This is a genomic window from Paenibacillus liaoningensis, from assembly GCF_059609455.1.
Map to the genome: position 1 here is coordinate 81564 of NZ_JCAALU010000006.1, position 24955 is coordinate 106518.

A 24955-nucleotide genomic window follows, 5' to 3' on the forward strand; every position below is an offset into this window, starting at 1 on the left:
CGTGGATCAAAATACATATATGCGATACGCCGCCAGCATATCTGACAGCAGTGACAACGGCAACCCGACAACGTTGAAATAACAGCCCTCGATCCGCTCAACAAGCGTAGCCCCATAACCTTGAATACCATAAGAACCGGCTTTGTCATGCGGCTCTCCAGTAGCTATATACCGATTAATCTGGTCTTCCTTAAGGGGCCTCATATGCACCTTCGTCATGCGATGAGCCGAGGATTGTTCACCATTATGCGTTAAAACACAAGCTACACCTGTATATACTTCATGAGCTCTGCCTTGTAGGCTGCTCAACATCGCAAAAGCATCTGCCTCATCTGCTGGCTTGCCCAGCACATGGCCATCCACAACGACAATCGTGTCCGCGCCAACGACGATAGAGGGTTCCGTATTCCCCTGCATCCGCAAAAGCTCAGCCGTTGCCCGCGCCTTGCGCAAGGAAAGCTGTTCTACAATTTGCTCGGGGCTCCAATCGGAGGGCACACTTTCGTCCGCTTCCGAGGACAAAATATAAACCGGCAAGGAAAGGTCAAGAGAGGCGACCAGTTCCTTCCGGCGCGGAGACGACGATGCCAGCACGAACTGGCTGATCGGATTCATAGGTATAGCGCTCCTTCGTTTAAACTTACAGTTTGCGATAAAGCCATATAGCCACTATAACACCAATAATACTGAATAAGCTAATTTGGAAGTTAATCGTCATTGTAAAGCTCAGTACATACAAATCAACGGCAGGAGACCACGAAGCCTCAATCGCTTTGGTCAAGAAAGTTATTCCCGGTATCGACTCCAGCCAGCGTGCCACCAAGGCCCCCGCAAGCAGACCGAGCACTAGGAAAAGCAATAACATCCAGCCGTTTTTCTTCATTGTTCAACGCCTCTCGCCAAGTAATGACAACTGCTCTCTATTATACCTTAGTATGATTTCCGTTTACAATGCGCGTATAGTCTCAAACCACGATTTTTGTGTCAGGATCGCTTCCATTAGAGCTCGCTGCACCGACCACAAGTGCGCCTGAGAAGGATTTTTATCATATTCCGTAAGCGACGAAGCCGCTGTATTTACCGCTTGAACAACCGCACCCATCGACGCTTTACCCGCCTCGTCTTGAATCCCAGACTCCATCGCCTTTATGCTGAGCGTCCATTTTTGATGCTCCGTCCGCCAAGCCTTCGCCGCATTTTCGCCAAGCGGCGCAAGAACCGGCTGCTCCAGTTGGGCCAGCGCCAAATCATCCAGCATGCTTATCAAGGCATTCGTCTGCTCAAAAAAACTGCTTGCAGCTGCCGCCTTCCCCGTAAAAGGAAACTGCTCTGGTGCCTGAACAATAAGCTCTTTCACATATACCTCGGTACCAGGCAGCATTTTGCTCAGCGCAATTGCCCTGCTGCGATCGCCCGCCATCCCCGCATATACCCGAAAGTCGTCTGCTGTTGTCGCAGCAGCAGAAGCAAGTCCCCTGCTAGCCAGCTCCTCCATTGCGGCATCTCTGCCCTCTGAGTTGCTAAATACGCCATATTGCAGCAAATGGTAGGCCTGTGGCTGAATGGCCAGTTCCACCGTTTCAAGCGGCGCAGCTGAGCTTCCGCTATTTCCCGCACCTGCTCCCGTGCCCAAGCCATTTCCCGCATTTTGGGATGCTGGATTCCCGCTGACCGCGCTCGACTGCCCGCCCGCTGGATTAGAAGAGCTAAGCGAGGAGGAATCCAAAAATAAAGACAACAGCAAATAACCGAATAAGGCTCCCGTTGCCAGCGCCCCTGCTACCGATAAAAAAACATTGATCCAAGATGGCGAATGTCCAAGCCTGCGTATCGAGCGAACCGGACGGTTGCCTAAATCAAGCTCAGGCGAATGCCGCTGGCCGTCATCAGCCCATCCATAGCGGGTATTTTCTGGCCCATGCTCCATTGCATCGCTATTGCGTTTTGAGCCGCCGAAAGAAGGAGCCTGCTGTTGAAGGTCATTAAATACTCCCTTCTCCTCCACTCTTTGCTGCTCTTCAGAAACGAAAGCAGGCGGCTCATTGTCTGCGACATGTCTGGATGTTTTCGATGCTATGGACGAATCGGCAGGCGAATAGGTACGATTAACAGTCACTGTATTAGATTCGTCAGGCAAGTGATGATCCGACTCGCGAATCAACTGCTCCAGCTGATCCATCTCCTCATCGACCTGGGTGCTCCATGGACTGAACTGCGCATCTGAATAAGAGGCTGTATTTTTATATAAGGGGATGACTCTCGCAAAATCTCCCTGCTTCGAAGCACTAGGCTGCGCAGCAGCAGCTGGAACTTCCACAGCTGGCTCCGCTGCGGCCATCTGCTTGTTTTCGGAGCGCGAAGCTTGTCCGGCTTGGTCGAAACGGTACGTAATGCGGTTTTTTGAGTTCATGTCATTCTCTCCTTGTCTCATTCTTCTATTCCTACTCTATGAGACAATTAAGAGATTTATGATTATGAACAAACGGATACGTAAATAACATTCGCAGCTTACCTCAAGTTTCGTACAGTCGACAACCTTTTTTGCTATAAAAATCTAAGGGAATTGTATCCAGCCCCTCAATGCTGCGCTAGCTCATTGGAAAACTTTATTTAAATGGCGTCAAAGACATTGCCATCGTTTGGGTGCAGCTCCTTCTTATTACGCAACAAAAAACGCTGGAAAACGATTTTCACGTTTTCCAGCGTTTAATGGAGCTGCCTCATGCAGTGGATACCTGCTTTATTTACGGCCTGCCTTTAACCATTTAGCCAAAGCATCCGCTGTTTTCCAAATATCGCCGGCTCCCATCGTGATGACCAGATCGCCAGCCGAAGCAGCTGTCTTCAAATACTCCAGCACTTCTTCCTTTGTTGCAATAAAAGTCGTATTCGCATTGCTGTTCGTCTTAATAAGCTCAACCAGCTTCTGCGAGTTGACGCCCTCAATTTGCTGCTCGCCAGCTGGCGAATAAATGTCGGTAATGATGACCTCGTCCGCTTCCGGAAACGCCCGGCTGAACTGGTCGAGAAGGAAATAGGTACGCGTGTAGCGCTGCGGCTGGAACACAGCTACAATCCGTTTGCCCGTCGCTTTGGCAGCACTGATCGTCGCGCTGATCTCGGTTGGATGATGGGCATAGTCGTCAATAACGAGAATGTCCTCTACTTCGCCGAGCACTTGGAAACGACGCTTGGCCCCAATGAATTCACGAATAGCGCCCGCAATTTGTGCAAATGGCAGCCCTGCTTCCAGACAGGTAATAATAGTAGCCATCGCATTATATACATTATGTTTACCTGGTACAGACAGTTCAACCTCGCCCAAGAGCTTCCCTAGATGGGTTAATTGGAACGATACTTTACGGTCACCCAGTACGACTTGCTCCGCTTTGTATTGGGCCTCGCCATCAATGCCGTAAGTAACGAGCTGAGATGGATCGAGCGATTGACTTGCATACAGCTTGCTAATGATCTCGTCAATATTGTCATCGTCAGCACATACGATAGCTTTGCCATCCGGCTTTACCTGCGACAGAAATTGAACGTAGGCATCTTTCAGCTTGCCAAAATCACCGTCATAATTTTCCAGATGATCCGGCTCAATATTGGTTACAATCGCAATCGACGGATGGTAATGCAGGAAAGAGCCATCGCTCTCATCTGCCTCCGCTACTACGTATTCGCCGCTTCCGGCTTTTGCATTCGTACCCACGTTTACGATCTCGCCGCCAATAATGTAGGTTGGATCCGTTCCGCAGTTTTCCATCACAAGGGCAATCATCGACGAGGTCGTCGTCTTGCCATGAGCGCCTGCAACGGCAACGCCTTTGCCTTCATTCATCAGCTGGGCAAGCATTTGGGAGCGATGCAGCACCGGAATATTTAGCGCCTCCGCTGCGCACCGCTCTACATTGTCTTTGGTCAGTGCTGTGGAGTAAACAACAAGCTCCGCACCTTTAATATTTTCCGGTTCATGACCGATATAGATTTTTGCGCCTTTCGCCACCAGCTTCTCTGTGAGTTCCTGACGAGCGACATCAGAACCAGTTACCGTATAGCCCTTCTCCAGCATGACGCGGGCGATAGCACTCATCCCGTAACCGCCTATTCCGATGAAATGAACATGTTTTGCTGTATTCAAAGACGGTTCACCAACCTTTTTCAGAATCCGAGTTGTACAATAAGCGGGCGCGAACGTCCGCTATTAAATAAAGCGTTCCGGTCACAACCCCAAGGTCTGTTTCCCCGGTCAAATGCTGCAGCTGCTGAAGCGCCGCTTTCCAGTCAGGCTCTACAATCAGCTCAAAAGCCTCTTTCCCCTGCACAGAACGTATGAGATCAGCCAGCGCCTGCGCATCTTTTTTGTTGCGAAAATCAGGCTCGGTCACAATTAGCGTATCTACTATTGGCAGTATATGCTTCATAACCTCACGATGATTCTTATTATCCAGCATACCCATCATTAGGATTAAACGATCATAGCGATAGGTTGTTTTTAGCGCAGCAGCAAGCGTCTCCGCCCCTTCAGGATTATGCGCTCCATCAATGAGAATACGCGGGGAATGCGACACCATTTCCAGACGTCCAGGCCATGCCGCAAGGCGCAGCCCCTCCTCCAGCGCATCATCCTCCACGATGAGAGCCGCATATTGGCGAAGCACCTCAAGCGCCATCACTGCAACCGCTGCATTCGTGCGCTGATGGGCGCCGTTCAGCGTGATCGTCAGCGGATGGATAGGGCGGAAAAGCCCATCGAAACGGAACGTTTGCTCATCCTCGCGAACCGAAAGCGCCGTCTCGCTGAACTGCTCGCCTAATAAATACAGCGAGCTTTTGCTATCAATCGCCTTTTGCCGAATAACTTCGATCACTTCTGGCTGCGTAACCGCACTCACGACAGGAACGCCAGGCTTAATAATGCCCGCCTTTTCCGCCGCTACCTTCTCCAGCGTATCGCCAAGGCGATCCATATGGTCATGCCCGACATTGGTAATGATGGAGAGAACGGGCGTCACAATATTTGTAACGTCCATTCGTCCGCCGAGCCCCGTTTCCCATACGACATAATCGGGATACGTTACCTTCGCGAAATACAAGATGGCCAGCGCCGTAGACACCTCGAACATCGTCGGAGAGCCCTGCTCGGTTGCCGCAATTTCCTCAACGACAGGCTTTAGCACATTCGACAGTTCAAGCAGTGTCTGCTCTTCAATATCAGCGTTATTATATTGAAAACGATTCGTAAACTTCGTAATGTATGGCGATGTAAACGTACCTACATCATAACCGCATTTAATAAGCGTGCTCGTCAAAAAAGCACAGGTAGAGCCTTTGCCGTTCGTTCCAGCCACATGGATAAATTTCAGTCTGCGATGTGGATTACCCAGCCGCTCCATTAAGAGCAGGACTCGCTCAAGACCAGGCCTTATCCCGAAAGGAATAAGACCATTTATCCAATCTACTGCTTCCTGGTACGACTGCAGCCCGCCGCTTTCCGGCTGGCCCGAGAGCTGATTCGTCATCGTAGAAACGCCTTCTTTCTTCCCGGTGTCTATCCGCGTAAATCCGCGATTCTTGCTTGAACCTTATCGCGTTTGTCCGCATAATCCTTCATTTTGGAGCGTTCCTCTTCGATGACCTTCGCAGGAGCCTTCGCTACAAAGCCCTCATTGCCGAGCTTCTTCTCAATGCGGGTTACTTCGCCGTTCAGCGTCGCAAGCTCTTTCTCAAGGCGGGCAATTTCCTGCGAAATATCAATCAGCCCTGCTAGCGGGAAGTACAGCTCTGCGCCCGTAACAATACTGCTCATCGCCTTATCCGGAGCTGCTAACGCAAGACCTGCCTCCAGCTTCGAGGTTCCGCAGAACCGGCGGACAAACTCATCATTGCGGGTCAAAATGATCGCCTCGGCTTCGCTCGTCGGCTTAATCATCAGTTCGATTTTTTTGCTCATCGGCACGTTTACTTCCGCGCGAACGTTACGCACCGAACGGATAATATCCATCAGCAGCTCCATTTCCTTCACCGCTTCAGGCGCTTCCAGCGCAGCATCGTATTCCGGCCATGCTGCAAGCGTAATCGTCTCGCCTTCATGCGGCAGATGCTGCCAAATTTCCTCACTGATGTAAGGCATAAACGGATGAATCAGACGCTGCGTGCGATCAAGCACATAAGCGAGTACCGATTTAGTCGCTTGTTTCGCTTCTTCATCGCTGCCATAAAGGTTAAGCTTCGCAAACTCGATGTACCAGTCGCATAGGTCATCCCAAATGAAGTTGTACAACTGGCGGCCCGTTTCTCCGAACTCGTAGTTGTCCATCAAGCGGGTTACTTCGCGAACGGTTTCGTTAAGACGGTGCAAAATCCAGCGATCCGCCGTACCCAGCTTGCCGGTAATATTAATGTCGCTTGCGGTGAAGCCTTCCAAATTCATCAGTGCAAAGCGCGACGCATTCCAAATTTTATTGGCAAAGTTGCGCGACTGCTCCACCTTTTCAAAGCGGAAGCGCAAATCCTGCCCCGGTGTACTGCCTGTCGATAGCATATAACGCATCGCATCTGCGCCGTACTGTTCAATGACTTCGAGCGGATCGACGCCGTTGCCAAGCGACTTGGACATTTTATTGCCGTTCGCATCGCGTACAAGACCATGAATCAGCACGTCCTTAAACGGCTTTTGATCTGTGAACTCCAGTGCAGTAAATATCATTCGAGATACCCAGAAAAAGATAATGTCATAGCCCGTCACCAAAACATTCGTCGGATAGAAGCGTTTTAAGTCCTCGGTTTGCTCTGGCCAGCCAAGCGTCGAGAATGGCCATAGACCCGAGCTGAACCATGTATCCAAAACATCCTCGTCCTGGCGCAGCTCCGTGCTGCCACAAGAAGAACAGCTCGTTACATCTTCGTCGGAAACATGCATTTCACCGCAAGCGTCGCAATACCAAGCAGGGATACGGTGTCCCCACCACAGCTGGCGGGAAATACACCAGTCATGTACATTTTCAATCCATTGCAAATAAATTTTCTCAAAACGGTCTGGAACGAAGTTTACGCCTTCGCCGGATTTTTGCGCATTAATCGCCTGCTCCGCGAGCGGCTTCATTTCAACGAACCATTGCGTGGACAAATACGGCTCAACGACCGCACCGCTGCGCTCGCTGTGGCCAACCTGATGCACGTGATCCTCGATTTGAACGCACACGCCCTGCTCCTGCAAATCCTTCACGAGCTGCTTGCGGCAGTCGAAACGGTCCAGTCCCGCATAAGGGCCAGCTTCCGCATTCATCTTGCCGGACTCGTCCATAACGATAATTTGCGGCAAATCATGACGAAGGCCAACCTCGAAGTCATTCGGATCATGGGCAGGCGTAATTTTTACAGCGCCGGAGCCAAATTCCTTGTCAACGTATTCGTCGCCAATAATCGGAATCTCGCGTCCAATGACCGGCAATACGATCATTTGACCAATGAGGTGCTGGTATCGCTCATCTTCAGGATGAACGGCAACCGCGCTATCGCCCAGCATCGTTTCCGGACGCGTTGTCGCAACCGTAATATGCCCTGAGCCGTCCTTCAAAGGATATTGCAAATGATACAAATGACCGTTCAGCTCTTTATGCTCAACCTCAATATCGGACAAAGCCGTTCTAGCAGCCGGATCCCAGTTGATGATTTTTTTGCCGCGGTAAATGAGGCCCTTCTTGTAAAGCTGTACAAACACCTCGCGCACAGCCTTCGACAGCCCCTCATCAAGCGTGAATCGTTCGCGCGAATAATCAAGCGACAGCCCCATTTTTGCCCATTGGCCGCGAATCGTTCCCGCATATTGCTCCTTCCAATCCCAGACCTGCTCCAAAAAAGCCTCGCGTCCCAGATCGTAGCGGGATTGTCCTTGCTCGCGGAGCTTCTGCTCCACTTTCGTCTGTGTCGCAATGCCTGCGTGGTCCGTTCCTGGCAGCCACAAAGCATCAAAGCCCTGCATCCGCTTAAAGCGAATGAGAATATCCTGCAAAGTGAAATCGAGCGCATGCCCAATGTGCAAAATTCCCGTTACATTCGGCGGGGGAATAACGATCGTATAGGTCTTGGCTTCCGGGCGCTTGCCCGCTTCAAAAAATTTTCCATCCATCCAGAAGTCATACCACTTCAGTTCAGCGGCTTTCGGGTCGTAGGTCGTCGGCATCGCCGGCGTCGTTTGATTTTCAGACATAAGCTCCATCCTCCACATATCGCATAATGGCATCATTACTTTAATTTTGAATACAAAAAAACCTTCCGCCCTTATAGCAAAGGACGAAAGGTTAGCTTCCGTGGTACCACCTTTGTTCCGCGCGTCTTGCAGCTGCACGGCACTCAAACAGATAACGGCTGTGGCCGGCTTGAATTAACGAATAACAATCCGCTTGATTCAAGCAACTCCAGGGCGACTTGTACGAGTAAAATCCTGCGGAACTCTCAGCACTAACGGCTCCGCTCTCTGAAGGCTTGGCTGCGTACTCTTCCCCTTCAACGTCGTTCGTTGACTTTAAGACATATTTATTTAATAATACCCTCTTTGTGAAAAAAAGTCAAACAACAAGGCACATTCAAGCTCTTTTATACTTGCTGGGCACATAAAAAAGAGCTTTGACTGTTATTTCACAGGTCAAAGCTCCTTTTATTTAACAGCCTGCTGCTACGGAATATAAAGCAGCTGCCCTTCCGATACCGCCGACTCATTCAAGCCGTTGTACAGCAAAATCTCACGCGGGTTCAAGCTGTAGCGCACTGCAATGGACTCCAGCGTCTCGTCGCGCTGCACGATGCATACCCGGATTTTACGGAATTCATGCTCATCGGATTGCTTCAAAAATAAATTGCGCCACTCGATTTCATCGCCTGCCGGCTGCTGAGCCTTCGTCTGCTCAAGCGCATAATCCGCCGCCTCCTGCTCAGCCTGCCGCGCTAATTGCTCGCGCTTGCTCGTTTGCAGCAGCGTCACAAGCCCGACGCCTGATGCAGGAGCTCCAGTTGCTTCCGGCGCCTTGCTGCCAAAGGCAATGCGCATCTCCTGCTTCTCCGGCTCCGCTTGCTGCTCCGCACCAGCTTCCTCCCCCTCCTGCCATTCGTTCAAACGCTCCAGCTCGCTATCCTGCCACGGGGATGTGTCGTAGCTGCTTTGCTCTGCCCCCGCCGGAATGTAAGTTTCCTCTGCCTGCTGCGGTTGTCCCCCTGGGCTCCAGCCAAAGTCCTCCGCCTGTTGATAGGCAGAAGCTCCCTGCTGCCTTTCCTGCGCAATGCCATGACCAAGCCCAGTTACGACTGGCTGCTGTGCAAAAGCAGGCGGTGGATTGAAATTAGCGTTAAAGTTCGGCTGTGCCCCGGAATGATCCTGCCCCTGAAACCACTCTGCTGCTGACAAGCCTGCGTCACGCGGCGAAGGCGAGATCGTAACGCCAGCCTTCGGCCCTTCTGCTTCCGCGCTTTCATCAGCCGCTTCATACGTCCGCTCATTATATGCATTACTAGCATTGTAAGCCTCAATCTCGGATTCAGACTCAGCGAACTGTTGAGCCCCAATAAACACTTGAGCCTCATTATACTCTTGTGCCTCATTATACCCTTGTGCCTCATTATACTCTTGTGCCTCATTATAACCTTGATTCTGTTCCTGCTCCCCCCTGAAAGGCAATTGTCCTTCCTGTCCAGCAAAATAGGGTTCAGCTTGCAGCCCATAAGCGGCCTGGTCCGCCACCTGCGCCTCGTCAGCAGCAAATGGTTCGCCGCCGCTACGCTGAAGCTCCTCATCGTACGAAGCCTGGCTCGTATCTACGCGATCATGGACGACGGTGAATGGCTCCTCGCGCCACGCTTCCTCCACTTCCTGCTGCGGCTCCACAAGAATGCCGCGCAGCGACAACACACCGGTAATGTTAAGCGTTCGCGAGGAAAGCAAATCCACGTCAAAATTATCAATTTCCACCGTCACATCGTCCAGCCGTGAAATCCGGTTCATCGGCATCGTAATTTCGACGGGAATGAAATGCTCCAATGCCTGAAGCGGAGCGGCTTCGTTCGTACTGCGATATACCCCGCTTAGTAGCAGCTGGCCTTTCAAAACCGCATGGTCCCCCTGCTCAACAACCTGAATGCGAGGCACAAGCTCAATTTCTTCCAGTTCATCGATATCGGCAACTTCATCCGACAGATGCACGCGTTCATACACGTCAAAGCGCAAGCCTTTCGTTTGATCCGTCACGCTCAAGTCCTCCCTCCCTATACTGACCCATTTCGTCGCAGTCTCTTAGACAATGCTTGGGCTAAAAATGCTACTCTCACTAATTATCTATATGGGCAAAGGGGGGAGAGCATGACTATCTTTTGCAGAGGCTATAATTTAGCTCGCAATTCGGGAAGCCAAGCGGGCTCTGGCGCCGCAACTTCCACAGGCGAATCTGTCCACGGGTGGGCAAAAATAAGGCGTTCGCCATGCAGCGCCTGCGTCTTCAGCAGCTGCACAGAGCCGCCATAAAGCGAATCCCCAATCAGGGGATGGCCCAAGTGGCTCATATGGACGCGTATTTGATGCGTACGTCCCGTCTCCAGCTGCAAACGGACCAGCGTCGCTCCGGCATACATCTCGGCCGTTTCATAATGGGTAACAGCGGCATCGCCGCCCTGGGTCACACGCCGTCTGGAGCGATGATGGCGGTCCTTGCCAATCGGAGCGTCAACGGTTCCCGCAGGCGGACGCAGCCGTCCTTGAACAAACGCCATATAGCGGCGGTCGATCGCCTTGCGGCGCATCGCTTCGTCCAGCTTCCACTGGGCGAAATCATTTTTGGAATAAAGCACGGGGCCCGATGTATCATCATCGAGACGATGGATATGACGGACAGGCAGCGGATCTCCTTGCAGTAGCATATGACGAGCCGCCGCTTCATCCAGCGTTCCCGCCTGATTGGCACCTGTGCCATGCACAGGCATCCCTGCCTCCTTATAAAGCACGAGGCAAAAATCATCCTCGAAAAGAACGGTTGGAACGGGATTGCCTTGCGACAGCCTCGCTTGACGATACAAGGGATCGCTAAGCGGGTCCGCAGCGGGAAAGGCGAGCAAGCCCAGACGCTGCCCATCAAAGCGGATGCCGCCAACGGAGAACAGCCGATTGATCCATTTTTCTGGAAAAAGAGAACGGGCCAGCAGCCACTGCCGCACTTGATGCGGATGACTGCCGGCCTCTAATGTTCCGGTGCGTTCTCCAGGTTGCCCGTCATAATTTGGTGCAGACCATGAGCCTTCTGACAGCTGCTGCCAATCGAGCTCAAGCCACTCCCCCGCCCGCTTATAGTGAAGCATTGGCATGGAATGAAACCTCCTATTTTCGAATGCAATCGCCTAAATTGCTGCTTGCTAGAACTACAACCTGCTCAAAGCAGCCCTGTTTGCAGCAATCGTTGCATCAATATCTTCATCGGTATGGACAGCTGACACAAACATGCCTTCGAACTGCGATGGAGCGACGCTCACGCCAAGCTCCAGCATAGCGGCAAAATACACCTTGAAGCGCTCTAAATCCGCTGTTTTGGCTGTATCGTAATTAATGACATGCGTTTCGGTGAAAAACGGGCAAACCATCGAGCCGACACGGTTGATCGTGGAAGCAATGCCAGCCGCCTGCGCATTCGCTTCAAAGCCGCGCTGCAATCGGACCGCTTGGCGCTCCAGCAGCTCATACGTTTCCGGTGTCAGCAGCTTGAGCGTCGTATAACCAGCAGCCATCGCCAGCGGGTTGCCTGACAGCGTGCCCGCCTGATAAATCGGACCGCTCGGCGCCATAAGCTCCATCAGATCGCGTCTGCCGCCGTATGCGCCGACAGGCAGTCCGCCCCCAATCACCTTGCCGAAGCAAGTGATATCCGGCTTAATGCCATACAGACCTTGCGCACTGCTGTAGTGGACACGAAAGCCCGTCATCACTTCATCAAAAATAAGCAGGCTGCCGTATTGCTCCGTAATGTCGCGCAGTCCTTGCAGAAAGCCCGGAAGCGGCGGGACAACGCCCATGTTTCCGGCAATCGGCTCGACGATGACACAGGCAATTTCCTCGCCGTACTTTTCAAATACGAGCTTAATCGACTCGATATCATTGTAAGGCACCGTAATCGTCTGGGAGGCAATGCTTTCCGGAACGCCGGGACTGTCCGGCAAGCCAAGCGTCGCCACACCGGAACCCGCTTTAATGAGCAGGCTGTCGGCATGTCCGTGGTATGAGCCTTCAAACTTGACGATTTTGCTGCGCTTCGTAAACCCGCGAGCGAGACGCAAGGCGCTCATTGTCGCTTCCGTGCCGGAGTTGACCATCCGGACCACATCTACCGAAGGCACACGCTCGCACACAAGCTCCGCCATCAGCGTCTCCAGTTCCGTTGGCGCCCCAAAGCTGGTGCCTTTTTCCGCGGTACGCTTGATCGCTTCAACGACCTCTGGATGCGCATGGCCCATAATGAGTGGTCCCCATGAAGCAACGTAATCGATGTAGCTGTTGCCGTCGATATCAAATACGCGGCTGCCTTGGCCGCGCTCCATATAAACCGGGTTCAATCCTACGGATTTAAAAGCGCGAACCGGACTGTTCACGCCGCCCGGAATCACTTGCTTGGCCCGCGCAAATGCCTCGCGTGAGCGAATATCGCTTCTGCCTGAAGATGAATGACTCATCAACTATTCAGCCCCTTTCAACCAACGTGCAGCATCCTTCGCATGGTACGTAATCAAAATGTCCGCGCCCGCGCGCTTCATTCCGGTCAACGTCTCCAATACGACAGCGCGCTCGTCAATCCAGCCATTTGCCGCTGCCGCTTTTACCATTGCATATTCGCCGCTCACATTGTACGCCGCCACTGGCAGATCAAAATGCTCCTTCAGCAGGCGAATAACGTCCATATACGCAAGCGCTGGCTTAACCATCAGCATATCCGCTCCTTCAACGACGTCGGACTCCGCTTCCCGCAGCGCTTCGCGCGCATTGGCAGGGTCCATCTGATACGTCTTGCGGTCGCCGAATTGCGGCGTTGAATGTGCCGCTTCGCGGAACGGGCCATAAAAAGCTGAAGCATATTTGACCGAGTAGGACAAAATCGGAATATGAGTAAAGCCCGCTTCATCCAAACCTTCGCGAATAGCGCCAACGAAGCCGTCCATCATGTTGGACGGAGCGATCATATCCGCGCCTGCCTCAGCTTGTGAAACCGCTGTGCGAACGAGCTGTACCAGCGAAGCATCGTTATCGACCTCTGCATTGCCTGTACGCTCATGCACATGGATAAGGCCGCAATGACCATGATCTGTAAATTGGCATAGGCAAGTATCTGCTACAACGAGCAGCTCAGGCGCCCAGCCCTTTACAGCACGAATAGCCTCTTGCACAATACCGTCAGGAGCAAATGCGGAAGTGCCTTCGCTATCCTTCGCAGCAGGAACGCCAAACAGCATGACGGATGGAATGCCTAGAGCAACAACTTCCCTGATCTCCTCTTCCAAGCGGTCTAATGAAAAATGATAAACGCCCGGCATCGATGTGATCTCTTCCTTCACGTTCGTGCCCACCGTCACAAAAATCGGATAAATAAAATCATTAGCAGAAAGCGCCGTTTCCCTCACCATACTGCGAAGAGCGGCGGATTGCCGCAATCTCCGATGTCTTACGACAGGAAATGCCATCTTCCATTCCTCCTCCAACTGTTTTGTGAAGCTTGTGTCGCGCCAATTACAGCTTGTGCCCTTGCCTCAACTTATAAATGCTTATATTAAAATAATAATGCCTTATCCCCGTTCCGCGCTGCGGAACTTAATCATCGCATCGATAAGCGATGGTATAGTCGCCTGCTCGGCCTCTGCGGCTACACGCAAGCCTGCTTCCTTCATCGTAGCTGACGTCAGCGGCCCTATGCTGATCGCCGGAATGTCCAATATCGCCTGTACAGGATCGCTAATGCCGCTGCGGCGCAGCTTCTCCAGCAGATTCGTTACGGTCGAGGAACTGGTGAACGTAATCATATGAATCTGCTTCTCGTCGATCCATTCCAGCACCTGATCATCCTGCGTATCGGCAAGTACCGTCTCGTACACGTCGATTTCCGTTGGCAGCAGCCCCTTGGCCGCCAATTCGCGCGGCAGCACCTCGCGTGCCAAATCACCGCGCGGCAGCAGTACCCGCTCGCCAGCTTGCAGCTCTCCTGCAAGCTGCTCCAGCAGCCCTTCTGCCTGAAACTTGGCCGGCAGCAGCTCGGCAGTCAGCCCGCGATTTTCCAGCGCTTCGGCTGTTCTCGGGCCAACGGCCGCGATTCTAGCCTTATGGAAGCGCCGAATATCGATTCCGAAACGCCGCAGCCAACGATAGAAATAGTCCACGCCGTTTACGCTCGTGAACATCAGCCAGCTATATTGCTCCGCTTCCGAAAGCGCAGCGCGCAGCGTAGCGACCGCTGCGGCCTCCTCAGGCTCGCGGATATCAATGACAGGGTATTCGCATGGCTCACCGCCCAGCTCATCTACCAGGTCAGCCAACTCGCTTGCCTGTGCTCTCGCTCTCGTCACCAGTACGCGCGTACCGAACAGCGGCTTGCTTTCGTACCACTGCAATTGCTCGCGCTGCAGCACGACATCGCCAACGACAATGACAGCCGGCGGCTGAAAATTCGCCTCGCGCACAATTTGCTCGATCGTAGCAAGCGTGCCGACAACCGTCTGCTGCTCGACCCTCGTTCCCCAGCGCACCAGTGCAACTGGCGTTGTGTCAGGCTTGCCATGCTTCATGAGCTGATCGGCAATATAACCAATCTTGGCTACGCCCATCAGAAAAATAAGCGTTCCTGTCGCATTCGTTACCTTGTCCCAATAAATCGAGCGATCCAGCTTATCGGGGCTTTCGTGTCCCGTTATGATCGAAAGGGAGGATGCAAAATCACGATGCGTAACCGGAATGCCAGCATAAGCAGGCACAGCGATCGCCGAAGTAATGCCCGGCACGATTTCAAAACCTATGCCGTTTTCCTTAAGCAGTCCCGCTTCCTCGCCTACGCGGCCAAAAATCGTCGGATCGCCGCCCTTAAGCCGCGTCACCACCTTGCCTTGCAAAGCAAGGTCCACAAGCAGCTGGTTAATTTCCTCCTGCTTCATCGTGTGGCGGTCGGGAAGCTTGCCTACGTATACTTTCTCGGCACCCGGCTTCATATGCGCAAGCAGCCTTGGGCTTGCCAAGCGGTCATAGACGACAACATCGCTTTTCTTCAAATATTCCAAGCCGCGCAGCGTAATCAGCTTGGCGTCACCCGGACCCGCCCCAACCAAATAAACGATACCTTTCCCCATCACTACGATCCCCCGATTTCCGCTAAAATGCGGTCCGCTCCTCTTGCTATGAGCGCTGCGGCCACTTCCTTGCCCAGCACCTCTGGATCGCTGCCTGTCTTGATTTCCTTCAGCAGCACTGCTCCATCCGCCGATCCTACAATTCCCGTCAGCTCCAGCTCAGCGCCTTCCAGCGTGCCGTCTGCCCCTTTATGCACAACCGCATGGGCGCCAATCGGAATTTGGCAGCCGCCATTGAGCGCGCCGAGAAAGCTCCGCTCGGCCCGAACCGCATAAGCGGTTTCGCTGTCATTAAATAAATCAAGCAGCTCACGAATCTGCCCGTCATTCCCCCGGCATTCAATGCCAAGCGCGCCTTGCCCAACAGCTGGCACAGACACCTTTTCCGGCAAAAAGGCAGATATGCGGTTTCCCCAGCCCATTCTGCTAAGCCCGGCTGCAGCTAGAACGATCGCATCGAAGCCTTCCGTTTCCAGCTTGCGAATCCGGGAATCAATGTTGCCTCTAATGGATTCCACGACTAGGTCAGGGCGCAAGTTTTTGAGCTGAGAGGAACGGCGCAGACTGCTCGTCCCAACCTTTGCGCCTTGCGGCAAATCAGCGAGACTTTCGCCCTGCTTCATAATGAGGCAATCCCGCGGATCCACGCGTTTCGGAATCGCACCATTCATTAATCCCTCAGGCAGCTCGTACGGCATATCCTTCATGCTGTGAACCGCCATATCGATTTCGCCATCCAGCAGCGCTTGCTCGATTTCCTTGACGAATAATCCTTTACCGCCAACCTTCGATAAGGTCACATCAAGAATTTGATCGCCTTTTGTGACGATTTTTCGAATTTCAAACGAATAGTTAAAGCCATGCTGCTCGCTGATTCGTTTCAGCTCGTCAATCACTTGTCCCGTTTGCGTAAGCGCGAGTGCGCTTTGGCGGGTTCCGACAATAATGGTACGCTTATCCTTATTGTTTGCTGCCATTTATGTATTCCTCCTGTCAGTTGCTGCGATGAGCCGCTCAATCCATACGTCTATATCGCCGTCTTCCTCGCTTTGTCTTGGAGCTTCGCACGCCGCAAGCTTCAGTACTTCGCTGCGCAGCCTGCGGTCGCCAATGGTGAGCTTCACCCGTTCACGAAGCTCTTTCAGCCTAGCTGTGCTGCCGATATATTCCGGACCATACTGCCGCGCCAGCTCCTCCCGAATACGTGAGGACAATGCCGGGCTAGCCCCGGATGCCGACACGGCAACGACCAGCTCGCCGCGCCGCACAACCGACGGATTAATAAAAGTTCCAGCCGAGGCCTCATCTGCCCGATTAACCCAAATGCCCGCCTGCTCGCCATCCAGCGCTATTTGGCGATTCAGCTCCGCCTGATCAGTAGCGGCAAACAGCAGCCGCGCCGCCTTCGCGTCCCCGCTCGCATAAGCTCTTGCTTTTGTCTCGATGTGGCCGCCACGTGCAAGCTCCTCCAGCTGAGGAGTGAAATCAAGCGCAATGACCGTCACCTGATCGGCTCCCGCTTCAAGCAGTCCTAGCACCTTGCGCTCGGCAATCGGGCCGCCGCCGACCACGATGCAGCGGCACCCCTGAAGCTTTAGCATGACCGGATAGTAGCCGTTCATAAACCTCACCTAACTTCTAATGAAAATTAGATACGTAGCTTGCCAGCAAATTGAGAACTAGAAAGCTGAACGCCACAATATGCAGCTTTGCAAGCTGTGTGCTCGTGCGATTAAGCAACGACCGATTTACAACAAAAATAATATATACAATTAGAGCGAGGAAAGAAGTAATAACTTTCCAATCCAGCAGCAGCATCGAACGCCCCTCAATGAGCAGCAGCGTCACTGCAAGCGACAGCGACAAAGCAAGCAGCGGAACGCCGATAATGACAGCGCGATCAGAATATCGCTCAATTTTATCAAGGCTGGGGAGCCTTCTTACATATTTGGACCAGCGTTTCTCCTTCAGCTCCCGATGCAGGAAAATGTACATCCCGGCGAAAAGAACGCCTATCGTCAGCGACACATAGGAAACAAGCACGAGGCTAATATGCACAATCAGCAGCTCTCTTGCTGTTGTGGAAATCGCGAACATCGCCTCATTGCCCGGCTTGCTGTAAAGATTAAGCGCCAGCACGGAAAATCCAATGACGTTTACGAGAAATACAATAAACTCTATTTTGAAAAAACGGCTGATTACAAGCGATATAGAGACCAAGAGCCAGCAAAAACCCAGCCAATATTCAAAGGTTGATATCGTCGCCACTTCAAAATGCGACACAATTCGCGAAATGAGAAACAACGTCTGTAATATCCATACAAAAATAAGTAGCCCTGTACCCATCCGTTTCGCTCTCCGGCTTGCGTCCATAAAATCGGAGAAATAAAACAGAAGGCTCAGGGCGTATACATAAAGTATCGCGTCATACAACCAGTTTAGCGTTGCCATAAATGCCTCCACATCGCCGCCCTATGCGTCTGTCAAGAGCGTGCTTCTACCGAAGGGCAGAAGCCAATGCTGCCGTAGCTGCAGGTGATTGCACATTTTTCATTTTTGCTGCAGCCGCCTCGGCAGCTTCCGCTTTAAGCTCAGCTTGCTGCGACTTGTCCAATTGCTCTTCCAGTGCAAAAAGCTTTACAAACATGTCCATCGCTTCTTCAGCACGTCTTTCTCCGGCCATTTCCTTAATCCGCAAAATAGGGTCCTGCATCATTTGATTGACAATGCTCTTCGTCAGCTTTCTGATTACTTTAAGCTCATGCTCGTCCAGATCCGGGAGCTTGTTCGTCAAGCTGTTGAACGTCTCCTCATGAATCTCTGCCGCTTTCGTCTGAAGCGCCCGAATAAGCGGCACGACTCCCAGCGTTTTGTACCATTGCTCAAACAGATCCATTTCCTGAGCGATCATTGTTTCGATTTTGGCGGCTTCCTTGCGGCGCTGTTCCAAGTTACTTTCCACAATGCCCTCCAAGTCGTCGATGTCATACAAAAAGACGTTGTCCACCGCAGCAATCGTTGGATCAAGATCCCTAGGAACCGCGATATCAATCATGAACAGCGGCTTTGATCTCCGGCGCTGCATGGCGCTTGCGACAACCTGACGCGTAAGCACGAAGTTGTCAGCTCCCGTCGAGCTGATGACAATATCAGCTTCATGCAGCCTATTCGCCGCTTCGTCCATCGAGCAAGCTATTCCGTTAAACTTGTCCGCTAATTGAACGGCACGTTCATACGTCCGGTTCACGACGATAACCCGGTCAGCCCCATTCGCATACAGATGCTTCGCTGTCAGCTCGCCGGTCTCGCCAGCCCCAATCAGCATGACCGTCTTTTTGGAAAATTGGCCGAATATACGCTTGCCCAGCTCAACGGCAGCATAGCTGACCGATACGGCAGATTCGCCAATCGTTGTCTCCGAATGCGCCCGCTTCGCCATCGTAATCGCCTGCTTAAACAGCGTATTGAAAAGCGTTCCCGTCGTTCTTTGCTGCTGGGCTAGTGCGAAAGCATCCTTCACTTGTCCGAGAATTTGCGTCTCGCCGATAATCATGGAATCCAAACCGCTTGCAACGCGGAATAGATGCTCAATCGCCTTCTCATCCTCGTACATATATAAATGATTCGTAAATTCTTTCCTTGGCAGGTTGAACCACTGCTCCATAAAGCTGCGGATATAATGCCCGCACAAATGATGCCTGTCCACCACCGCATACAATTCTGTCCGATTGCAGGTCGCTACAATGACACATTCCATAATGCTGTCTGTATTCATAAGCTGTTTGACAGCTTCTGGCAGCTCTTTTTCCGAAAACGCAAAACGTTCTCTCACTTCTACTGGAGCTGTACGGTAGTTAAGACCTACTGTAATAATGTGCATATGTGTCACCTGCCTCCCTTATCAAATTGCCGCGTCTCATTCTTTCTACGCCATTATAGCACAGTTCGACATTCATACTTCCTTCATTTATGAATAAAGTTTGAACCACAAATCCATTATTCCCTAATCATACAAAGAAATAACCATGGAAGCTTCCATGGTTATTTCTGTATCATACATGTGAGAGCTTTAAACGAGCTCGATTTGTTTCATTTTCGGTTCTTCAACTTGCAATTCGCCCATACCGCGTATCAGCTTCTTTGCATGAGTTGTTGTTGGCTTCAGCACAGCAATCATATAATCGATAGCCACCTGTGGATCCACGGTTTCACCGCAAGTATAACAATCAAGCGCGGCGAATCCTCTCTCAGGATACGTGTGAATAGAGAGGTGACTCTCTGACAGCAACACGAGTACGGTTGCTCCTTGAGGCTCAAATTGTTTGGATTGCACCGACATTACAGTAGCGCCACAGCTTTCAGCAGCCTCCACCATTTGGGCTTGCAAAAATTCAGCGTTGTTCAGTAGATCGAAATCTACTCCCCAAGTATCAACAGCAACGTGTCTTCCGAAAGTTGAGTATTCCATCTTCCGGTTCCCCCTTCCTAGGAATAAAATGTTTAAAAATTTCATCCGCTAGGACCTACGTCATTCACTTCCCGAGGGAATAATCTCTCGCAACATAACCATGTCCTGAGTGAATCCTGGTTCCTATTATTGTGTTAAACGATGTTTTCAACGAGATTAAAAATAACATCTATCCGTCAGAATTGCAACCTTTTTTTTCAGCCGGCCATATTATTTTTTGCATCCTGCGGACTGAATACGGAAATATGGTCGACCTTTCCGGTTGCTTTCGGGATAATGAATTTGAGCTGGTATTGATCATTCACCTTGTACACATAAATCTGATCGTCGCCATTCGTCGCTGTTTCATCGGCTTTGCCCAGTGACTTCTCAATATCAACGTAAGACAACTGCTGCAAATTGGCCGCGTAGGAACGCATATCGAACACCTTCATGCCTTTGTTGAAGCCGATCGTAACGCCCCGTTTTGTATAGGCTGCGTAAATCCCTTTTCCCGCAGCCTCCGTGCTGTCAGCCTTACCCCAATCCTGCTCAATCTCGTCGAACAGCGCAATATGCGCTGCGTATTTCACCTCGGGAATTTTACCTTCCTTCGCCAAATCAACAAGCTGGCCTATGCTGGGTGTTTCGCTCGCTTGCCCTGCATGTGCCGTCTGACCTGCTTGTCCAGCATCAGACGAGCTTGCTGGCGCTGTTTCCTGACCGTTAGCGGATGTTTCCTGGCTATCTGATGTTTGTCCAGCCTGTTGCTGGCCATCAGGCGTGCTGCTTTGAACGGCAGAGGTAGCAGTCGGTGCAGTATTCCCCGCTCCGCTGCAAGCAGCCAGCAGCAGCATAGTTGCGGCTGCCGCCATACAGGCAAACGATTTGAATGCCGTTGTTTTTATCATGCTGTATACCTCCAGATTCACGTGAAGCTCCTGCTTCTTTTACTCGTAAAAGATTGTCCTTCGTTATTATGGACTGCTTCTATCCTCTAAATGTTGCAGTATGCAATCAAAACCAAAAATTACCACTTCATAGTTCTGCCTCAAGCAGCCCTTCCTGAAAATAAAAAAAAGAAACCGCAGCAGCGATTCCTATAAGCTTATGTTTACTGTCTGCAAGCCATGGCATCATTACGCCTCAAGCACAAACAGCTTCTGCGTATGCGAGGCCAAACGCTCATCAATTGCGGCGATTTCCGTCTGATTTTTCGTCTGATTCCGAAGATCAAGCAGCTCGTTAATGGCATTATTCACCATCGAAATCTCGCGTTCAATCAAACGGCTGCGGAATACCCGCTCCAGTTGCCCGATCGTATCCTTGTATTCGAACACAACACGTGCGCCGCTCTTCGTTGTTTCAACGATTTTACGAACGGCTCCCTGTATATAGTGGTAGGTCATTGTATAATGGCTGTAAATGCGATTAACAACGGCGTCCCCATGGAAAGCTGAAACAGCTTTGCGCATAGCATTGGTTAGCTTCTGGTGAACAAGGCGGCAGGTGAGCACACAAACGTAACGGTCTTGTTGACGCTCAAAGATCAGTCTGATCTCTTCCCTCCCTGCTACGTCTTCGAGAACCAGCTCCTGATTGCCGTTATCGAGCACCATCACTTGTAGGTGAAGCTGCTGATCATCAAAAAAACGGACAAATTGGGTCATCTCTTCATTCGTTAACTGCAGTTTGGCATTTACATACTCTGTGGCTAGCCGCTGAGCCATAAAAATCTCCTCAATTCTTTAAACTTGCAATTGGATGCTACAATCAATTCTATTCTTCTATACCCGCTTTGCGTAAATTTGAAACGAATCCGTCGTCCAATGACCATTCGCCCTTTCACGCTTGCTTACCTATATTATACGTGATTGCATCCATTTATTCCTGCCGCTCAGTGCCGAAATTCTCGCATATTTCAGAAAAAACGGGAAAATTATGCGAGGAGACCCACATATCTTCCTGTATTCTCTTTCTTATGTGAAAAGTTGCCGCACTTGCTCCCTTATGTGGATATCGTCTCCGTAATAACGCTCCATAATTCATCGCGGCCTTGGCCGGTCTCCGAGGAATAGAGCACTACTTTATCACGAGGGTCTGCTTGCAGCGTCGTCTTGATCATTTTAATATGCTTGTCCCATTTGCCTTTAGGGATTTTGTCCGCTTTCGTTGCAACAATGCAGGTTGGAATATTGTAATGCTTGAGCCAATTGTACATAAGCTGGTCATCCTTCGATGGCTCATGGCGAATATCGATAATAAGCAGTTGCAGCTTAAGCTCCTTGCGATCGCGAATGTATCTTTCAATCATTTGACCAAAAGCTTCGCGCTGGGTTTTGGAAACTTTGGCATAGCCATAACCGGGAAAATCGACAAAATAGATGCTGTCATTGACGCGGTAATAGTTAAGCTGCTGGGTTTTACCAGGCTGCGAGCTTGTTCTTGCCAAGTTTTTACGCATAATCATTTTATTAATTAATGAGGACTTCCCGACATTCGAACGCCCTGCCAGAGCAATCTCTGGCAAGGCATCCTCCGGGTATTGGTGCGGCTGAACCGCGCTTATAATAAAATCTGCTTGTGTAATCTTCATAATATAGGTGTTCCTGCTTTCTCTTCTGTGTTGGCCGGAAGCAGCGCATGCAGGAGGACTTCATCAATATGCCCAACCGGGACAAACGTTATCTCGCTCCGCACACTGTCTGGAATGTCGCGCAGATCGCGTTCATTATCCTTCGGCAGCAATATTTTCTTAATGCCTGCGCGGTGGGCGGCAAGCGATTTCTCCTTGAGTCCGCCGATTGGCAGTACGCGTCCGCGAAGCGTGATTTCCCCTGTCATCGCGACCTCTTTGGACACATAACGTCCAGTCAAAGCCGATATCAGCGCAGTGGCTATCGTGATGCCTGCAGACGGTCCATCCTTCGGAATCGCACCTTCCGGAATATGAATATGAATATCATTTTTCTCATGAAACTGCGGGTCAATGCCAAGCTCCAGCGCCTTCGAACGCGTATAGCTGAACGCAGCCTGCGCCGATTCCTTCATGACATCTCCGAGCTGCCCCGTGAGTGTCAGCTTTCCGCTGCCCGGCATAACGGTAACCTCAATAACGAGCGTATCGCCGCCAACCTCCGTCCAGGCCAGGCCTGTAACGGCACCGATCTGATTTTCAGCCTCAGCCATGCCGTAGCGGAACTTCGCAGGTCCAAGCCACTCCTTAAGCAGCTCCAGATCAACGTTGAGCGTCTTCACCTCAGCAGGCTGCTCTTTCTCTGATTGCGGCTCAGACTGCAAGGCAGCCTCTTGCTGCTTCTCTAGACGCCCAGATAGGGATGCAGCTTCTCCGCCCTCGCCAAATGCCGCTTCCAGCACATTCAGAGCAGGCTCATCCTGCTCAGCAGCTTCCTCTGCCTTGATCGGAACCGTGCCCGATGCGACAATTTGCTTCGCTGCCTTGCGGCAAATCGCAGCCATTTGCTGCTCCAAATTCCGCACGCCGGATTCGCGCGTGTAATCGCGAATAAGCTGAAGCAGCGTTTCTTCGCTCACATGCAGCTGCTCATCAGTAAGGCCATGCTCCCGCTTCTGCTTCGGCAGCAAATAACGCTCAGCGATTTTCAGCTTCTCAAGCTCGGTATATCCGGGAATGTATAGCACTTCCATCCGGTCCAGAAGGGGACGCGGAATGTTATGCATGGCATTCGCCGTCGTTACGAACATGACGCTCGACAAGTCGAATGGAACCTCAACAAAATGATCGCTAAACGTATTATTTTGCTCCGGATCCAGCACCTCAAGCAATGCAGAGGCCGGATCGCCGCGGAAATCCATTGCCATCTTGTCGATTTCATCGAGCAGAAATACCGGGTTGCTTGAACCGGCCGTCTTCATGCCTTGAATAATGCGCCCTGGCATAGCACCCACGTATGTACGGCGATGCCCGCGAATTTCTGCCTCGTCCCGCACCCCGCCAAGCGATATGCGAACGAATTTGCGCCCGAGCGACTTCGCAATGGACCGAGCGAGCGACGTTTTACCAACGCCTGGAGGGCCGACTAGACACAGAATCGGTCCTTTAAGCTTTTTCACAAGCTGCTGGACCGCAAGGTATTCCAGTACCCGCTCCTTCGGCTTTTCAAGCCCGTAATGATCCTGATTGAGAATGTCTTCCGCCTTGGATAGACTGAGATCATCTTCAGTCTCCTTGTTCCATGGCAACGATAAAAGCCAATCGATATAATTGCGTATAACGCCGCCTTCAGCCGAGGTGGTCGGCATTTTTTCCAGACGGTCAATTTCTTTCTCAATCTTTTCTTTCACTTGGTCAGGAACGCCTGCCTGCTCCAGCTGGCTGCGCAGCTCCTCAACCTCGCCGGCGCGTCCTTCCTTCTCGCCAAGCTCCTTCTGGATCGCTTTCATCTGCTCACGCAAATAATATTCCTTCTGCGTTTTCTCCATCTGCTTCTTGACGCGCTGGCTGATTTTGCGCTCCAGCTCCAGCACTTCCCGCTCATTGTTCAAAATATCGAGCAGACGCTCAAGCCGCTGACGGACATCGATCGTCTCCAAAATATCCTGCTTGTCTTTAATCTTGAGCGACAGATGGCTCGTAATGACATCGGCCAGACGCCCTGGATCATCGATATCCGAGACCGCAGCATGCGTCTCTGGCGTAATTTTTTTGGACAAGGAAGTATAATGCTCGAATTGGCTGAGCACCGAGCGCATGAGCGCATCAACCTCAGGGTCGGTTGTTTCCTCTTCCGGGAATTCCTTAACCATAACCTCATAAAATTCTTCTGTCGGCAAATAATCCATAATTTCCGCGCGCAGGACGCCTTCCACCAGCACGCGGATCGTTCCGTTAGGCAGCTTAAGCATCTGCCGTACCTTCGCAATCGTACCGACTCTGTAAATATCTTCCTCGGTCGGCTCCTCTATGTTCACTTCCGATTGCGAGCAAAGCAATATCATATGATCGTCAACCATCGCGCGCTCTAGCGCGCGAACCGATTTATCCCTACCCACATCAAGGTGTAGCACCATGCTGGGATATACCAGTAGCCCCCTGAGCGGAAGCAAGGGCAGCCGACGGTTTTTCGTTTTTCCGGGTCCCACACCAGCACCTCCAAAAGTTCAAGTCTCCCT

Annotated in this window: 20 protein-coding genes and 1 other annotated feature; all 20 genes read right to left on the reverse strand. The window is 51.5% G+C overall.

Going from position 1 to position 24955, the window contains the following annotated elements; all coding sequences use genetic code 11:
* Positions 1–6 precede the first annotated feature (6 nt).
* The 20 genes from AC6B99_RS09955 to lon all read right to left on the reverse strand — a co-directional run bounded on the left by AC6B99_RS09955 (position 7) and on the right by lon (position 24925).
* Entirely contained in the window at positions 7–615 is a 609-nt protein-coding gene (locus AC6B99_RS09955) for a Maf family protein (RefSeq protein WP_056039905.1), read from the reverse strand.
* 25 nt (positions 616–640) lie between these two features.
* Entirely contained in the window at positions 641–883 is a 243-nt protein-coding gene (locus AC6B99_RS09960) for a DUF4321 domain-containing protein (RefSeq protein WP_056039903.1), read from the reverse strand.
* Between the two features lie 63 nt (positions 884–946).
* Complete coding sequence (locus AC6B99_RS09965) at positions 947–2410, reverse strand: hypothetical protein (protein WP_496663284.1); 1464 nt, start codon at positions 2408–2410, stop codon at positions 947–949.
* A 330-nt stretch (positions 2411–2740) separates the two neighbouring features.
* The gene (murC, locus tag AC6B99_RS09970; protein ID WP_056039899.1) at positions 2741–4141 is read right to left on the reverse strand and encodes a UDP-N-acetylmuramate--L-alanine ligase; all 1401 of its coding nucleotides are present in this window, start codon (positions 4139–4141) and stop codon (positions 2741–2743) included.
* Between the two features lie 7 nt (positions 4142–4148).
* A complete protein-coding gene (locus AC6B99_RS09975; RefSeq protein ID WP_494864033.1) occupies positions 4149–5522 on the reverse strand; it encodes a glutamate ligase domain-containing protein in 1374 nt (457 codons plus the stop codon).
* A 29-nt stretch (positions 5523–5551) separates the two neighbouring features.
* Entirely contained in the window at positions 5552–8212 is a 2661-nt protein-coding gene (locus AC6B99_RS09980) for a valine--tRNA ligase (RefSeq protein WP_056039896.1), read from the reverse strand.
* Between the two features lie 76 nt (positions 8213–8288).
* Positions 8289–8521, reverse strand: a binding site (T-box leader).
* A 156-nt stretch (positions 8522–8677) separates the two neighbouring features.
* A complete protein-coding gene (locus AC6B99_RS09985) occupies positions 8678–10240 on the reverse strand; it encodes a LysM peptidoglycan-binding domain-containing protein (RefSeq protein WP_496663285.1) in 1563 nt (520 codons plus the stop codon).
* Positions 10241–10371: 131 nt separating this feature from the next.
* Positions 10372–11346, reverse strand: a complete 975-nt coding sequence (locus tag AC6B99_RS09990) for an RluA family pseudouridine synthase (protein ID WP_056039892.1) — start codon at positions 11344–11346, stop codon at positions 10372–10374.
* Between the two features lie 54 nt (positions 11347–11400).
* The gene (gene hemL, locus AC6B99_RS09995; protein WP_496663286.1) at positions 11401–12702 is read right to left on the reverse strand and encodes a glutamate-1-semialdehyde 2,1-aminomutase; all 1302 of its coding nucleotides are present in this window, start codon (positions 12700–12702) and stop codon (positions 11401–11403) included.
* Between the two features lie 3 nt (positions 12703–12705).
* Entirely contained in the window at positions 12706–13704 is a 999-nt protein-coding gene (hemB, locus tag AC6B99_RS10000; protein ID WP_056039889.1) for a porphobilinogen synthase, read from the reverse strand.
* 102 nt (positions 13705–13806) lie between these two features.
* Positions 13807–15354, reverse strand: a complete 1548-nt coding sequence (cobA, locus tag AC6B99_RS10005) for a uroporphyrinogen-III C-methyltransferase (protein ID WP_200931659.1) — start codon at positions 15352–15354, stop codon at positions 13807–13809.
* Positions 15355–15356: 2 nt separating this feature from the next.
* Positions 15357–16331, reverse strand: coding sequence for a hydroxymethylbilane synthase (hemC, locus tag AC6B99_RS10010; RefSeq protein WP_496663287.1), 975 nt, complete (start codon positions 16329–16331; stop codon positions 15357–15359).
* A complete protein-coding gene (locus AC6B99_RS10015; RefSeq protein WP_494864039.1) occupies positions 16332–16976 on the reverse strand; it encodes an NAD(P)-dependent oxidoreductase in 645 nt (214 codons plus the stop codon).
* 16 nt (positions 16977–16992) lie between these two features.
* Entirely contained in the window at positions 16993–17805 is an 813-nt protein-coding gene (gene ccsA / locus AC6B99_RS10020) for a cytochrome c biogenesis protein CcsA (protein WP_056039882.1), read from the reverse strand.
* A 46-nt stretch (positions 17806–17851) separates the two neighbouring features.
* The gene (gene hemA, locus AC6B99_RS10025) at positions 17852–19234 is read right to left on the reverse strand and encodes a glutamyl-tRNA reductase (protein WP_056039880.1); all 1383 of its coding nucleotides are present in this window, start codon (positions 19232–19234) and stop codon (positions 17852–17854) included.
* Positions 19235–19423: 189 nt separating this feature from the next.
* On the reverse strand, positions 19424–19822 hold the full coding sequence (gene speD, locus AC6B99_RS10030; protein WP_056039878.1) for an adenosylmethionine decarboxylase: 399 nt from the start codon (positions 19820–19822) through the stop codon (positions 19424–19426).
* A gap of 197 nt (positions 19823–20019) precedes the next feature.
* Positions 20020–20712, reverse strand: coding sequence for a DUF4309 domain-containing protein (locus AC6B99_RS10035; RefSeq protein WP_494882768.1), 693 nt, complete (start codon positions 20710–20712; stop codon positions 20020–20022).
* A 228-nt stretch (positions 20713–20940) separates the two neighbouring features.
* Complete coding sequence (locus AC6B99_RS10040; protein WP_056039874.1) at positions 20941–21531, reverse strand: hypothetical protein; 591 nt, start codon at positions 21529–21531, stop codon at positions 20941–20943.
* A 278-nt stretch (positions 21532–21809) separates the two neighbouring features.
* A complete protein-coding gene (yihA, locus tag AC6B99_RS10045; RefSeq protein ID WP_046229401.1) occupies positions 21810–22397 on the reverse strand; it encodes a ribosome biogenesis GTP-binding protein YihA/YsxC in 588 nt (195 codons plus the stop codon).
* Positions 22394–24925, reverse strand: a complete 2532-nt coding sequence (gene lon / locus AC6B99_RS10050) for an endopeptidase La (protein ID WP_496663288.1) — start codon at positions 24923–24925, stop codon at positions 22394–22396. Before lon ends, yihA begins: the two co-directional genes overlap by 4 nt.
* Positions 24926–24955 lie beyond the last annotated feature (30 nt).

Excerpts from the sequence above, each read along its gene's own strand:
- AC6B99_RS09955 (WP_056039905.1), bottom strand. The coding sequence starts at position 615 with ATGAATCCGATCAGCCAGTTCGTGCTGGCATCGTCGTCTCCGCGCCGG.
- AC6B99_RS09960 (WP_056039903.1), bottom strand. The coding sequence starts at position 883 with ATGAAGAAAAACGGCTGGATGTTATTGCTTTTCCTAGTGCTCGGTCTG.
- AC6B99_RS09965 (WP_496663284.1), bottom strand. The coding sequence starts at position 2,410 with ATGAACTCAAAAAACCGCATTACGTACCGTTTCGACCAAGCCGGACAA.
- AC6B99_RS09975 (WP_494864033.1), bottom strand. The coding sequence starts at position 5,522 with ATGACGAATCAGCTCTCGGGCCAGCCGGAAAGCGGCGGGCTGCAGTCG.
- AC6B99_RS09980 (WP_056039896.1), bottom strand. The coding sequence starts at position 8,212 with ATGTCTGAAAATCAAACGACGCCGGCGATGCCGACGACCTACGACCCG.
- AC6B99_RS09990 (WP_056039892.1), bottom strand. The coding sequence starts at position 11,346 with ATGCCAATGCTTCACTATAAGCGGGCGGGGGAGTGGCTTGAGCTCGAT.
- hemL (WP_496663286.1), bottom strand. The coding sequence starts at position 12,702 with ATGAGTCATTCATCTTCAGGCAGAAGCGATATTCGCTCACGCGAGGCA.
- hemB (WP_056039889.1), bottom strand. The coding sequence starts at position 13,704 with ATGGCATTTCCTGTCGTAAGACATCGGAGATTGCGGCAATCCGCCGCT.
- cobA (WP_200931659.1), bottom strand. The coding sequence starts at position 15,354 with ATGGGGAAAGGTATCGTTTATTTGGTTGGGGCGGGTCCGGGTGACGCC.
- hemC (WP_496663287.1), bottom strand. The coding sequence starts at position 16,331 with ATGGCAGCAAACAATAAGGATAAGCGTACCATTATTGTCGGAACCCGC.
- AC6B99_RS10015 (WP_494864039.1), bottom strand. The coding sequence starts at position 16,976 with ATGAACGGCTACTATCCGGTCATGCTAAAGCTTCAGGGGTGCCGCTGC.
- ccsA (WP_056039882.1), bottom strand. The coding sequence starts at position 17,805 with ATGGCAACGCTAAACTGGTTGTATGACGCGATACTTTATGTATACGCC.
- hemA (WP_056039880.1), bottom strand. The coding sequence starts at position 19,234 with ATGCACATTATTACAGTAGGTCTTAACTACCGTACAGCTCCAGTAGAA.
- speD (WP_056039878.1), bottom strand. The coding sequence starts at position 19,822 with ATGGAATACTCAACTTTCGGAAGACACGTTGCTGTTGATACTTGGGGA.
- AC6B99_RS10035 (WP_494882768.1), bottom strand. The coding sequence starts at position 20,712 with ATGATAAAAACAACGGCATTCAAATCGTTTGCCTGTATGGCGGCAGCC.
- AC6B99_RS10040 (WP_056039874.1), bottom strand. The coding sequence starts at position 21,531 with ATGGCTCAGCGGCTAGCCACAGAGTATGTAAATGCCAAACTGCAGTTA.
- yihA (WP_046229401.1), bottom strand. The coding sequence starts at position 22,397 with ATGAAGATTACACAAGCAGATTTTATTATAAGCGCGGTTCAGCCGCAC.